Source organism: Butyricicoccus sp. (genome assembly GCF_050872565.1).
In the GTDB taxonomy this organism is placed as follows: Bacteria; Bacillota; Clostridia; order Oscillospirales; family Butyricicoccaceae; genus Butyricicoccus_A.
Map to the genome: position 1 here is coordinate 1 of NZ_JBNMHC010000027.1, position 12,036 is coordinate 12,036.

General features: G+C 50.8%; 14 protein-coding genes. 5 read left to right on the forward strand and 9 right to left on the reverse strand.

All coding sequences use genetic code 11. From position 1 onward, the window contains the following. The first annotated feature begins 144 nt into the window (after positions 1-144). Positions 145-1,320, forward strand: a complete 1,176-nt coding sequence (locus ACR0P9_RS02430) for a cation:proton antiporter (protein ID WP_432617259.1) — start codon at positions 145-147, stop codon at positions 1,318-1,320. Positions 1,321-1,392: 72 nt separating this feature from the next. On the opposite strand, the gene ACR0P9_RS02435 is transcribed toward ACR0P9_RS02430, so the two are convergent. The 9 genes from ACR0P9_RS02435 to ACR0P9_RS02475 form a co-directional block, all read right to left on the reverse strand. After that, positions 1,393-2,046, reverse strand: a complete 654-nt coding sequence (locus ACR0P9_RS02435) for a hypothetical protein (protein ID WP_432617260.1) — start codon at positions 2,044-2,046, stop codon at positions 1,393-1,395. 13 nt (positions 2,047-2,059) lie between these two features. Beyond that, complete coding sequence (locus ACR0P9_RS02440) at positions 2,060-3,850, reverse strand: hypothetical protein (RefSeq protein WP_432617261.1); 1,791 nt, start codon at positions 3,848-3,850, stop codon at positions 2,060-2,062. Continuing rightward, on the reverse strand, positions 3,847-4,221 hold the full coding sequence (locus tag ACR0P9_RS02445) for a hypothetical protein (RefSeq protein WP_432617262.1): 375 nt from the start codon (positions 4,219-4,221) through the stop codon (positions 3,847-3,849). Before ACR0P9_RS02445 ends, ACR0P9_RS02440 begins: the two co-directional genes overlap by 4 nt. A gap of 65 nt (positions 4,222-4,286) precedes the next feature. Then, the gene (locus ACR0P9_RS02450) at positions 4,287-5,339 is read right to left on the reverse strand and encodes an FN3 associated domain-containing protein (RefSeq protein ID WP_432617263.1); all 1,053 of its coding nucleotides are present in this window, start codon (positions 5,337-5,339) and stop codon (positions 4,287-4,289) included. A gap of 12 nt (positions 5,340-5,351) precedes the next feature. Beyond that, positions 5,352-5,837: a hypothetical protein gene (locus ACR0P9_RS02455; protein WP_432617264.1), complete on the reverse strand. Its 486-nt coding sequence runs from the start codon at positions 5,835-5,837 to the stop codon at positions 5,352-5,354. A gap of 21 nt (positions 5,838-5,858) precedes the next feature. Continuing rightward, on the reverse strand, positions 5,859-7,436 hold the full coding sequence (locus tag ACR0P9_RS02460) for a hypothetical protein (protein WP_432617265.1): 1,578 nt from the start codon (positions 7,434-7,436) through the stop codon (positions 5,859-5,861). Continuing rightward, the gene (locus ACR0P9_RS02465; protein ID WP_432617266.1) at positions 7,423-7,635 is read right to left on the reverse strand and encodes a hypothetical protein; all 213 of its coding nucleotides are present in this window, start codon (positions 7,633-7,635) and stop codon (positions 7,423-7,425) included. Before ACR0P9_RS02465 ends, ACR0P9_RS02460 begins: the two co-directional genes overlap by 14 nt. Positions 7,636-7,647: 12 nt before the next feature. Next, the gene (locus ACR0P9_RS02470; protein ID WP_432617267.1) at positions 7,648-8,952 is read right to left on the reverse strand and encodes a terminase large subunit domain-containing protein; all 1,305 of its coding nucleotides are present in this window, start codon (positions 8,950-8,952) and stop codon (positions 7,648-7,650) included. Then, a complete protein-coding gene (locus ACR0P9_RS02475) occupies positions 8,953-9,210 on the reverse strand; it encodes a hypothetical protein (RefSeq protein WP_432617268.1) in 258 nt (85 codons plus the stop codon). A 241-nt stretch (positions 9,211-9,451) separates the two neighbouring features. Here ACR0P9_RS02475 and ACR0P9_RS02480 point away from each other — a divergent pair, with 241 nt between their 5' ends. The 4 genes from ACR0P9_RS02480 to ACR0P9_RS02495 form a co-directional block, all read left to right on the forward strand. Then, a complete protein-coding gene (locus ACR0P9_RS02480; RefSeq protein WP_432617269.1) occupies positions 9,452-9,823 on the forward strand; it encodes a GntR family transcriptional regulator in 372 nt (123 codons plus the stop codon). Then, positions 9,820-10,521 carry an ABC transporter ATP-binding protein gene (locus ACR0P9_RS02485; protein WP_432617270.1) on the forward strand — a complete coding sequence of 234 codons (702 nt, stop codon included), beginning with the start codon at positions 9,820-9,822 and terminating at the stop codon, positions 10,519-10,521. The genes ACR0P9_RS02480 and ACR0P9_RS02485 overlap by 4 nt, the downstream gene beginning before the upstream one ends. Then, the gene (locus tag ACR0P9_RS02490) at positions 10,515-11,333 is read left to right on the forward strand and encodes a hypothetical protein (protein WP_432617271.1); all 819 of its coding nucleotides are present in this window, start codon (positions 10,515-10,517) and stop codon (positions 11,331-11,333) included. Before ACR0P9_RS02485 ends, ACR0P9_RS02490 begins: the two co-directional genes overlap by 7 nt. A gap of 131 nt (positions 11,334-11,464) precedes the next feature. After that, on the forward strand, positions 11,465-12,036 hold a 572-nt coding region (locus ACR0P9_RS02495), incomplete at its 3' end, for a hypothetical protein (RefSeq protein ID WP_432617272.1).

Genomic DNA, 12,036 nt, shown 5'->3' on the forward strand with positions numbered 1-12,036 from the left:
CGTGTTTCTTTTCCGCTAATTTCCGCCTTGATTTTACGAAATAAAGCATGTATAATGGCAACGATGAAAAACTAGGCATGTGTCGGTCTATTTTTTCAAACATTTTGTTCAAAAATGTATCATAAAAGAAAGAAGGTGGCTGGTTTGTCTTATACATTCCTGCTGGTTCTGGCAGTTATCCTGCTCTCAACAAAAGTTCTGGGCCTTGCGTCCGGCAAAGTCAATATGCCGCAGGTCGTCGGTGCATTGCTCGCCGGTCTGATCCTCGGCCCATCTATTCTCAATGTGGTGTCTGTTGACAACACGATTTCTGTCATCTCAGAGCTCGGTGTTATCATGCTGATGTTCTCCGCCGGTTTGGAAACCGATCTAGCTGAGCTGAAGAAAACAGGTCTTGCCTCATTCGTCATCGCACTCGCCGGTGTCATTCTGCCGCTTGTGTGTGGTGCCGGACTTTATCTGTTCTGGTTCCGCGGAGAGAGCGATCCGCAGGCCATGCTCAAGGCCGTATTTGTCGGTGTCATCCTGACCGCCACCTCCGTTTCGATTACGGTCGAGACACTCAAAGAAATGGGCAAGCTCAAAGGACGTGTCGGCACAGCGATCTTAGGTGCCGCCGTCATCGACGATATTCTCGGCATTATCGCTCTGACCGTCGTATCCAGCTTTACCAATCCGGACATTCAGATTCACACGGTTTTGCTGAAAATTGTTCTGTTTTTCGTCTTTATTGCTGTTGTCGGTTTCTTTGTATACAAGTATTTTGCGCACCTCAACAACGCATTCAACGAAAAAATGCATCGCCGCGTAGCCATTTACGGCTTGGCATTCTGCCTGCTGCTGTCGTTTGCCTCCGAGCAGTTCTTTGGCGTTGCAGACATTACCGGTGCATATTTTGCCGGTCTGCTGCTGTGTAATCTGCCGAGTGTCCGTGCCTATGTGAGCCGGAAGATTGAAATCTGTGCGTATATGCTGTTCTCTCCGGTGTTCTTTGCCAGTGTCGGTCTGAAGACAGATCTGCGCGGCTTGTCGCTTTCGCTGCTTGTCTTTGCGATTTTGCTGCTCGCCATTGCAATTTTGTCCAAAATTATCGGCTGCGGCCTCAGTGCCAAGCTGTTCCACTTCAGCAACGCAGAAGCGCTTTCTGTCGGTATCGGCATGGTATCGCGCGGTGAAGTTGCCCTGATTGTTGCCCAGAAGGGTGCCGCATTCGGCTTGGTTCCGGACTCCCTGTTCGGTCCAGTCATTCTGGTAGTTATTGTCACCACACTGATTACCCCGATTCTGCTCAAGCTCGTCATGGGACGAAAGCCTGCATAATATTCTAAAATACCACAAATCCGCAGAGAAATTGTTCTCTGCGGATTTATTTTTTGCGGTATTTGTCATGGATTACGGCAGCAATGCCTTCCACCTGCTGAGTGCCAGCTGCGCTTCTTTATATGCCTTATCGGCGGTTTGCGTTCCCGCTTTGACACCTAAAATCGCTGCATCTGCCGGAAGGACATATCCATAGGTCTGCCATCGCTGCATTGCCTGACTGTATGCCGTTTGATACTGCGATGCCTGATACTGTTTCACAGATAGCTCATAGCTCCGATCTGCATTGTACTGATCCGTCTTTGCCTGTGCCAAATTGGTTCGCAAATCAGCCACGCTGTTCCAATAGTCTTGCGATGCCTGTGCAATTTCTGTACTGCTCGTGCTGTGCGCCGACTGTTCCTGTTTGAGCCGCTGTGCAGACAAAGCATTCAAATTGCTGCGCAAATGGTTGTCGCTGGCAATGCGGGATGATTCTGCGTATCCGCTGGTCGGCGCGGCATATGCGCCGCCGCTGTTTAATCCAGCCGCCGCCAGCTTTTCCTCCTGCCCCAACGCAGAAATGCGCGCGGCAGTCTGCGCCTGTGTCACGCTGTCTCGATATGTCGACTGAATCTGACTCAAATTTGCCCGCAGTCTGCGCTGGCTCTCCGCCTGTGCGGTCTCAAATGCATTGCGTCTGCTGTCTTCCGCCGCACGATACAAGCCGTCAATATCCAAAGCCATTGTTTCCCCTCCTTCACATCCGTCTCTTGGTCTGTCGAACGCTGTAGCGAATGGTCAATCCCAGCAAGCCAAACGGTTCATCGTTTTCTTCATTCTTGGCAATGAGTTGGAATTGCCATGCGTGCCGTACCCGTTTTCGCACATCAACCGGCACAGCTGTCGGTGCGGAGCGAAACGAAAAGCGCGAAAAATCCAGTTGCACAAAGGAAAATTGAGAAAATGCCGCACGCTGCACACACTGCATCATGCGGTCTGTGCGGTACCAAATCTCCGCACCGGAACAGCCATACGGCATCAGTCTGGGCTGACTGTACGTCACGGTCTTGGTTGCGCTGGCTTCCTGTAACGGCAAAAGTGGTGTCGCCCAATGGGCGGCAATCGCAGCCCCGTCATCCGAATAGGCGTGTGGATCATCGGTGTGACAGAATCGGCAAACCCGTCCATCTTCTGTGCCAAACCACAAATAGCCGTCCGTGTCGGCATCCGGCAAAAAGCACTGCACCGGAATATTTTCCCAATAATACCATTCCGGTATGCCGTCTGTCATCTGTCTGCTGTCCGCCACATAGCAATGCTGATTGACAGCAAGATAATATTTTCCATCCCACACGCAGGCGGTCGCCTGCGTTAAATCCTCACGGCACAGCTTGGGATCAATGCGCTGGGATACACCGGAAATTGTTCGATATTCCGTGACATACGTACCGTAAATACCCATCACGCCGTGCGGCGAGAGATAATACGGCGTCCCTGCCAACACATCTATGGCATATGGACTGACTGCACCGGCAGCTTCTGCACCCTGCCTCAGCTGATACGCCGGTTTATTATTTTCATCTAAGGAAAACGTGCGCAAATACTGTTTGGCGTCCTGACCATCCGATTTGAGGACAATCTGCGTGTCATATTGCCGGACATACCCCATAATCGCGGAGGCATCCGAACCAATGCGCGTATAGCCGGTATCCGGAAAATAACTCGGATCGTACAGTCCCGACTGCCAATCCCAGTTGGGCTGATCGGGATTTCCAGACACAAAGACACGCGTGTCATTTTGACCGCCAAACAGACCGCAGATGCAGCATTTGTTGATGTCCGGCTGATTCTTGACTGTCTTGGAAAAGGTAATGACAACATTGGCCATTCCACCGGCGTCCGGCGGTGCCTGCGTCAATGTCACTTTTCCCGCATAGGCATCCACCCATTTGACGGTATAGCCGGAACAGGTCACAGAATCCACATCAATATCTTGGCAGTCCAGTTGAAATTCCGTACTCGTTCCATCTCCGACAAAGGTGTTGATGCGTTTTGGCGTCAACAAATTGACCGCTTCAAAGCTGGTTCCTCCGCCGCTCGGCGGACTTCCTATCGTTGTAGTCGGAACAAACGCTTGTGCTCGAACCGGCTGCACGGTTTCTCCGTCATAAACGAGATAGGTCTTGCCATCCAGCAGCCACAGCTTGCCGTTCATCAAAAATGATACGGAACGCGAGGCATTCATATCGTCATATAGTTTCTGTGTCGTGTTGTCAGACTTCAGCCGCCACAGTTCCGTTCCCGCATGGCACAAAATCTCTTCGCCCAGTCGATGCAGACCGTAAATCCTGCCAGTAAATCGCGCGCGGGTCTGATAGCCGGTGCGCTTAACCGGAAAATATGTCTCGTCCGCAATCATATTGCAGGCGTCCGGCGAGCGAGACCAATCGGTTTTCGTCGGATGATTGGCAAAATCCACACCGGCAAACCGTTCGATGGTCAGTTCCTGTCTCGCTGTCGTTTCCGAAAATTGATAGGCATTGCTCATACATCGGTTCCCAAAATCGGCGTCTGCACACACGGCGCATAATACGCGGCGCGGCGTTCATATTCCTCCATCAGCCAATTGAACTTATTGTGGTCATCCTCTTCAATCAGCATGGCAGCCAGTCCATACGGAAAGCACTCCTGCACGAAGCATTCCTCATACGGAATTTCATCCTCTAAGGTGTCGAGGACAGCAGCCGGACGTAAAGTATTCCATTCGGTTGTACTTGCCGTCAATCGCTGCTGTTCATACACGCGGTCGCGCAGCAGCTGATTGATGCATCCGAGCGCAAACGGCTGAAGCGCTTCCGCATCCTCTGTTTCCAGACCGTTGAGAATCATCGCCTGTTCAAACAGTTCCCATCCTGTCATGTGTGACCTCCTTTCTCTTGTTTGCGCGGCGGGCGCAATCACGCGCCCGCCGTGCAAGATTCTCATCAGCAGGTCTTATCTGCTACATCCGAAGTGAATTTTCCTTCTGCAAATGCCACTACGCGGAAAGTAGCTCCAGAAGTCATCGTCACTGCGGAAGTATATACTTTTGCGCTGTCCGAATAGCGCGGATCCGTGCCATCCACAGTATAGCGCATTTCCTCCGCGCCGCTCGGCTTGGTCGCTGTCACAGCCATAGAGCTGATCGCAAGAATCGGTGCTGTCAGCTTGCTGCTCTTCTGCACCAGCGCATACACGCCCTTGCTCTTCGCACCGAGCACAAATGCATCGTAATAATGGCGTCCCTCAATGAGCGCACCGGAAACACCAACCGGATCGTTATGCACCTTGGCATCCGAGATTTTATACGGCATCAGCACGGAATTCTTGTGTGTGATGATAAAATAGCAGCCGGTCGGCATATAGCTCTTCGGCACGCGGACAATATTGAGACCGGAAATCTCTCCGCAAATGCCCTTGCCGATGGCCTTCACACCGAGACCTTCCAAGCCGGTAAATTCCGGAGACAGACGAATCATTTTATACACTTCTGCCGTCACATAAATATAGCGGTCACCGTCCGGCACCAGATTGTCATCCAGCGTCTGTGCGCCGGTGGAAATCAGCTCGACAATGGTATCCTTTGTCGGCGCGCTGTCCGTGGTGGCAATGGTTCCCGCCATCTTAGCAAACTGTTTGAGCGCATATTTATCCGCCGCCGGTGTAGACTGCTCATTGATCTGCAAGCGCAGCATATCAGCAGCCTTTTTACTCATGTTCTGATCCAGATAATTGCCCTTATCAATAGTCAGAGTAAACGCCTTGTCCTGCGTCATCTTGAGTTCCTGTACAATGTCCTGCATTTCCGTCACGGTACCATAGCGAGACATGCCCTCACGGGTGTAATCGACCTCCGGTACAGTCACCGGTGTGTATACTTTCAGTGTCTTGACGCCGGTCAGGTCAAAGGTCGTCGAGGTTTTCCCCTTGACGAACGAACCAGCGGTGAATACTTCTGCAATTTGACTGGAATATTTAGTCGCGAGATTGACAGCCATACGATTACCTCCTTAGCCTTTTCCCATCAGTGCGAGAATGATGGGATCTATGATGTTGTTTTCTCCGTCTGAGCGCGCGGAACCGACATCCATGCGGCGGTTGTCCGCATTTTTGCGCAGCTGTTCCAGCTCTTCGCGCAGCTTGCGAATTTCATAGGCGCGATATGCGCCCAACAGATCGCCGGAACGATTGGCTTCATCCCACACCTCCGGCGGAATATCCTGTGCGTTGATGTCCGGATAGGCGGACAAAAACGACTGATAGATATTGGGCTGTGCGAACTGTCCGCGCATGGCGCCGTTCATCTGCTCCGGCATTTCTCCGGTCTGACCGTTTTTTGCCGCATCATTGGCACGGGATAACCCCTGTTCGGCAGCAGCGATGAGCTGCTCCAAGGTCAGCTCCAGCGTCTGTCCGTCTACCGTCACGGCATACGTCTGTTCTGTGCCCTGCGGCGACTGCTTGTCTGCCGCCTGCGGCAGCTGTTTGTTGTTCATTTGCATAAAAACACTCCTTTTTTACTGCTGGGATGTCTGTGCATTGCCAGCTTGTTTTGTCTTTGCCGATGGATGAATCTCCGGCAGCTGCCCGCTCTCCTTCTGTTCTTTGAGCGCACGAAGCAGGCGGGACTTGCCGCGAATCTGATTATCAGGAATATTTTCCACATACAGAACCGGATCGGTAATAATGCCCTGTGCGAGCAAATTATCATTGGTGACCGTCTGCATGGTCTCTGACCAATACGCAGAAGAGCCGACTTCCACATTGAGTTCCAGCGTCAAGGTATCCAGTCGGCTGAAATCCACATGCTGGATCTGTTCCTCTCCGGTGTCATCGGTCAGGCACACCGTGCGAACGCCGTAATGCACGCGCATCAGATCGACAAAAATACGCACACACTCCTCGACAAAGCGGTAAAATTCCATTTTTACCAGTTCGAGCGGCGCAATGGTCGCCTGCTGTACGGTGACAATTGCCGATGTATTTTCCGGCTTGACGTTGCCAAGCGCCGTATCCGAAGCACCCATCAATTCCATCGTGTCGCGCTTCATCTGTTCTAACAGCGTCATGACCTGTTCCGAAATTTCCGGTGCTTGAAATGCCGTGACAATGGCCTCATTGGGGTTGCCTCGCATCCCAATCGCCTTGCCAATGTCAGAAGAATATCCAGAGGGAAACCGTGTGACATCATAGATAATTTTCGGAAACGCCACATGCTTGATACACTGCACATACATCGAATACAGCTTGTTGATTGCAATTTGGTTAGGGATAGCTTCGGTGATCGGAGATTCTCCATGATAGCAATTCTTGACCTTCATCCATGACATATACGCCACGGGATACATGCGATACGGCGTGAGCGTTTCTTGCATAATTACGGTATTCTGGGTGCACTTATAGAAGGAAATTCCCTGTTCTGTGCGCTGCATCCGAAGCAGCACCGTGACCATATTGTCGGAATCATCCGTCTGTGCATCGTACTGCGGCTCCAGCAAGCTGTCCGGCCGAATGGCTTCCGCTTCACTCTTACTCAAGCCGCGGCGCATCGCCTCCTGCCGCACGCTGTCCACCGAACGGCGCATAGACAAGATGATATACGGCTGCCGCTGCACATCATCCACTGCCGGATTGCCGAAAAAGACATCGGTGTTTTCAATCAAATCCACTTCAATGTCTCCGGCAACGCCCTGTCCGCTCTCTTTGTCCGGATCAAATCGGATGTAAAAGCAGCCATCTCCGTCTACACAGGCGTTGCGCAGCATATACCGATTCTTGCTCTTGACACCGGCACGCTCAATGACCGATGCCACAGAGCGATCAATGACTTTCTGCATCTGTTCTCCGTCCGGCACCGACTGAAACGGCTGGGTTGTCACGGAAATATCATCGGATACCAGCATAGAGATAAACAGATTGACGACACGGCGCAGAACATTAAAAATCAGCGGGTCAAGCGTTGTGACATTGAGTCCCTCCCATTGTCTGCCAATAAAAAAATTTTCATTGGTCTTTACGCGGTCATACAGATCTATGCGGTTGTTGTAATCCACACCGCGTTGATACTCCCGCCAAACCTGTTCAGGAATCAGCATCGTTTGTCTCCTTCTCTGTCGGACCGGTATATGCAAGCAGCGCTGCGATGTCGCGGCTCAGCGCGTCCTCAGCAGGCGTCTGCGCCGCCTCGCTCTCCGGCTTTTTTCGTTTTCTGTGCGGCAATTTTCCGCCGCGCGCTGCCCATACGCCGCACACAAAGCACAGCAGACTGCACATGCAGCAAATGACATACTCCATCGCTTTTCCTCCTCATCGTTGATAGGTCAAAAACGCGCCGACTTCCCTGTCGTATGCGCCCGGCTCCCAGTCCATCCCTTCCGGCCGGATGGTTCCGGCAAAATAGCGCAGCGCATCCGGCGCATGGGTCAATTCATGCGGGGTGTTCGCCGTATCATTGGGATTTTTGGGATCCGCCGCAAGCATAGGCAGTGTGCGAATGAGATTTTTACATGCCGGACTGATTTTCAGCCGTGCCGTTTGTATGCCCTGTTCGTCGGAATACGGATGCAGATACTCTTTGACGGCGTACCATCCCGGAACACGTTCACCCATGGCTTTGTCAAAAAACAAGCCATGCTCGGCAAAAATATCCACCGCAGACCGTCCGGTTTCCTGTCTGCGATTGAACAAATCCGGCGGTGCAAGCCGCTGAAAGATGATTTCTTCTCCGCTTTCCGCCTGACAAATTGCCTCAGCGGCTTCGGAAATAATCAAGCCCGATTGATAGACCTCCCGATACACCCATGCGGTACCGTCCGGTGCCAATGCAATCCACAGTGCCGCGAGCATATCCAAGCCGTAGTCAATCGCCAAATATCTGCGCCACCAATTGGGAATCGGCGGCGGGCTGGCAACATGAAGATCTGGGGAAAATTCTTCAAAATACTGTCCCTCAAACAAATCCCATCTGCCGTACAGCAGTGCTTTTTTGCTGCGCGCATCGAGCAACTGCAATCGTTCCACATAGCCCGGATCACTGCGCATCAAAAACGTATTGTCTTGAACTTTTGCGGGAAGAAACAGCTTTCCATCTTTTTCTTCGCCCGGTGTCAATACATCAATGTATCGGCTCTTGACCCAGCTATGTCCCACGCCGCCCGGATTGGTCGACGCCTTGACCTGTTTGGGGTATCCATTGGTTCCGCGGATTCGCGACAGCAGATAGGTAAACTGAAACTCGGTAAAGTGCGTCAGCTCATCAAATCGAATGACATCGTATTCCGCGCTCTGGTATTTTGTCACATCGTTTTCGCTGTCACAAAATCCAAATTCAATGCGTGATTGGTTGCGAAACGTCCACAAGTGATTGCTCTCTCCATACGTTCCCCATTCTTTCGGGTACAGCGTCAGAGAGACCTGAATCAGAGACCGCTTCAGCTCCGGAAAGGTACGGCGCAAAACGAGCTGCCGCGATGCCGGATATTTCATCGCAAAAATCAGCGCATCAATGAGCTGTGCATAGCTTTTGCCGCCGCCTGCCGCGCCGCCGAACAGCGTTTCCCGCGCGGTCGAGCGAATAAACTCCAGCTGTCTGCGCGTAACGGAAAGCTCCATTTACTCCACCACCCGCAGTGTCAGCTCAAATTTTTCCTCTGGTCTTTCCAGCTCTTCCGGTGTCAGCAATTGACCTTTGCCGACAGCTCGTTCGAGAATTTCCTTTGCAACGCCTGCGCGCGCCGTACCGCTGAGGGTTTCATCCTCCAGCATACTGCACAGGCATTGCGCCGCTTCCGGCGAGTGTTCACACAAAATCTCACGTACTTGATCGCTGTGTGTTTTCTTCCGTCTGCGGCGGCTGGTATTTTGCGCCATAGGCATTCCTCCTTTGCGTTGGTCTTTGGCAGTTCACGAGCTATATAATACAAGCTGCTGGGTATCTGTACACATCAATTTCTTGCAAACCTGTGGATAACTGCACGAAATAGCAGGTTTTTTGTCCCTTTTTCAAAAAAACAAAAATTTTTTCTTTTCTTGTTGACAAATGCCTTGTCTTATTGTATATTTGTATTAACGAATTAGTACAGTAATTCAAATTTTATCCAGGAGGTATCTTATGCAGTGGAATTTATCTGATGACCGCCCCATCTACTTGCAGCTCATGGAAACGATTACGGCGGCAATCGCCTCTGGCACCCTGGCAGCAGGCAGCCGTCTTCCCTCGGTGCGTGAACTGGCAGCAGAGGCCGGAGTCAATCCAAACACCATGCAGCGCGCGCTCGCGGAGCTGGAACGAGAAGGGCTGCTGTATTCGCAGCGAACCGCCGGACGTTTCGTCACCGATCAGAGCGAGCAAATCACACAAAAACGAAAGGAAATCGCTATGGAACAGATTCGCATCTTTCTCTCCTCCATGAGAGACATGGGATATACATCCGAACAGACGCTGAATCTCATCCACCAAGCGATGAAGGAGGGTAATGTATGAACGAACCGATTTTACAATGCACCGGCTTATGCAAAACATATGGTCAAAAGACCGCTTTGGACAATGTCACATTTTCTCTGGAGCGTGGCCGCATCATCGGCTTGCTCGGTCCAAACGGCAGCGGCAAAACAACACTCATCAAGCTGGCAAATGGATTGCTCACACCGTCATCCGGTGAAATCCGCATCGCAGGCAATGTGCCGGGCAAGGAAACCCATGCCATCGTGTCCTATCTGCCGGAGCGAACCTATTTCAGCGATTGGATGACCGCAGACGATCTGCTCAACTTCTTTCAAGATTTTTATTCCGATTTCAACATCAACAAGGCCGCTGACATGCTGACGCATTTGGGCATCAAGTCCACAGACACGCTCAAATCCATGTCCAAGGGCACCAAGGAGAAAATCCAGCTCGTTGTGGTCATGAGCCGCGAAGCCGATTTATACCTGCTCGATGAGCCAATCGGTGGTGTCGATCCAGCAGCGCGGGAGTATATCCTTAACACGATTTTGACCAATTACAACGAAAACAGTACGGTTTTGATTTCTACACACCTGATTTCCGACATTGAAAAGGTTCTCGACGAGGTCTTGTTCCTCAACAACGGACAGCTGGTTCTGCAAAAAACCGTCGATGACATCCGTGAGGAATATGGCAAATCCGTCGATGCACTGTTCCGGGAGGTATTCGCATGTTAAGCAAACTCATGTATCATGAATTTAAGGCGACGCGCCGGGTTTTCTTTCCGGCATACGGCATTATGCTCGCGCTCGCTGTTATCAGCTCCATATTTATGCTGTTCTCTGACCTGAAAACACCGCTTTTTCTCTCGCTGACTGCCTATGTTCTGTCCCTGTTTGCCGTTGGCGTTCTGTCCTTCGTTTATATGATTGTGCGATTTTATAAAAATCTGCTGTGTGACGAAGGCTATCTGATGTTTACGCTTCCGGCAACACCGGCACAGCTGATTTGGTCGAAGTGCATTGTCTCTACTATCTGGATGGTTGTTTCTACCATTTTGTGTATCATCACATTTATCATTTTGATTCTTCCGATCATGTTCGGCACGTATGTCCAGTCGGACTTTGCTCTCTTACAGGCCATTGGCATGGGATTCCAGCGTCTGACTCAGTCGTTCGGCATCCATCTGGTGACGATTCCGATTTTGCTCATCATTCTCGGCATTGTGTATATTTCCAACAGCTGTATGCACATTTACGCCTGCTTAGCCATCGGCGGCTTGTTCAACAAGCATCGTCTCGGCGCGGCAGTCGGCGCATTCATTGTGTTCGCCATCGCATGGAACATCATTCTCAGCACACTGCTTTCTGTCGGCTCGAAGATCTTAACCTCATTCAACTGGGATCCATTTTCTTACCCGGCATTCATGAGTGGTGTGAGCAGCTCGTATCTCTTTATCCTCTGCTCCATCGTCGTTGTTATTGTGTGTATGCTGGTAAATTTCTGCATCACCAATTATCTCTTTAAGAGACATTTGAATTTACAGTAATCCAACAATCCTTCTATACACGCGGCAGCCTGACCATCAAATGTGACGGTCAGGCTGTCGTTTTCTCTGTACAATACCATGTCAAATATGATAAAATAAATGGTACAAAGAGGAAAAGGGAGGGATTGGCCATGCGATGCCCTTACTGTGGTGTCAATTATTCAGACGAAGAACGAAAATGCCCGATTTGCGGCAAGCGCGCTCCGCAAAATGCCTCAGGCAAAAAGAAACCGGTTGATTTCGGTATCTCGCATGAATCCAAAGAAAAAGATTATACCGCCAAATCAACGGAACGGAAGCAAACCTATCGAGAACATGCAGACGGTTTTGCGGATATTCCCAAGCATACCGAAAAGCAATCTTCTGAAGCTGCTTGGCAGCGTGCTGCCAATGGAGAACACTCCCACGGCAATCCGCTCGAACCCAAGAAAAAGAGCGGCTGCGGCATCGGCTGTCTGATTGTCATTCTTATTTTTATCGTCATCAGCATTCTCTGTTCCATTTCTCTCGATTTTACAACGAACAATTGGGACGAAGTCGAAGATTTCTTTGATTCTGTGGCAGAATCTACCGACGATTCGTACACGGATGATGCCTATCAGCCGACCGATGTGCCGACCATTCTCAATGGCAACTGGGTAAACAGCAATGCATCGCTTTCTCTGACATTTGACAACGGTGTCATTTCTTGGAAAAACGAAGA

What these genes read in the sequence shown, in the direction of transcription:
- ACR0P9_RS02455 (WP_432617264.1), bottom strand. Translation starts at nt 5,837, where the DNA reads ATGAACAACAAACAGCTGCCGCAGGCGGCAGACAAGCAGTCGCCGCAG.
- ACR0P9_RS02485 (WP_432617270.1), top strand. Translation starts at nt 9,820, where the DNA reads ATGAACGAACCGATTTTACAATGCACCGGCTTATGCAAAACATATGGT.
- ACR0P9_RS02445 (WP_432617262.1), bottom strand. Translation starts at nt 4,221, where the DNA reads ATGACAGGATGGGAACTGTTTGAACAGGCGATGATTCTCAACGGTCTG.
- ACR0P9_RS02475 (WP_432617268.1), bottom strand. Translation starts at nt 9,210, where the DNA reads ATGGCGCAAAATACCAGCCGCCGCAGACGGAAGAAAACACACAGCGAT.
- ACR0P9_RS02435 (WP_432617260.1), bottom strand. Translation starts at nt 2,046, where the DNA reads ATGGCTTTGGATATTGACGGCTTGTATCGTGCGGCGGAAGACAGCAGA.
- ACR0P9_RS02470 (WP_432617267.1), bottom strand. Translation starts at nt 8,952, where the DNA reads ATGGAGCTTTCCGTTACGCGCAGACAGCTGGAGTTTATTCGCTCGACC.
- ACR0P9_RS02460 (WP_432617265.1), bottom strand. Translation starts at nt 7,436, where the DNA reads ATGCTGATTCCTGAACAGGTTTGGCGGGAGTATCAACGCGGTGTGGAT.
- ACR0P9_RS02450 (WP_432617263.1), bottom strand. Translation starts at nt 5,339, where the DNA reads ATGGCTGTCAATCTCGCGACTAAATATTCCAGTCAAATTGCAGAAGTA.
- ACR0P9_RS02440 (WP_432617261.1), bottom strand. Translation starts at nt 3,850, where the DNA reads ATGAGCAATGCCTATCAATTTTCGGAAACGACAGCGAGACAGGAACTG.
- ACR0P9_RS02490 (WP_432617271.1), top strand. Translation starts at nt 10,515, where the DNA reads ATGTTAAGCAAACTCATGTATCATGAATTTAAGGCGACGCGCCGGGTT.
- ACR0P9_RS02480 (WP_432617269.1), top strand. Translation starts at nt 9,452, where the DNA reads ATGCAGTGGAATTTATCTGATGACCGCCCCATCTACTTGCAGCTCATG.
- ACR0P9_RS02465 (WP_432617266.1), bottom strand. Translation starts at nt 7,635, where the DNA reads ATGGAGTATGTCATTTGCTGCATGTGCAGTCTGCTGTGCTTTGTGTGC.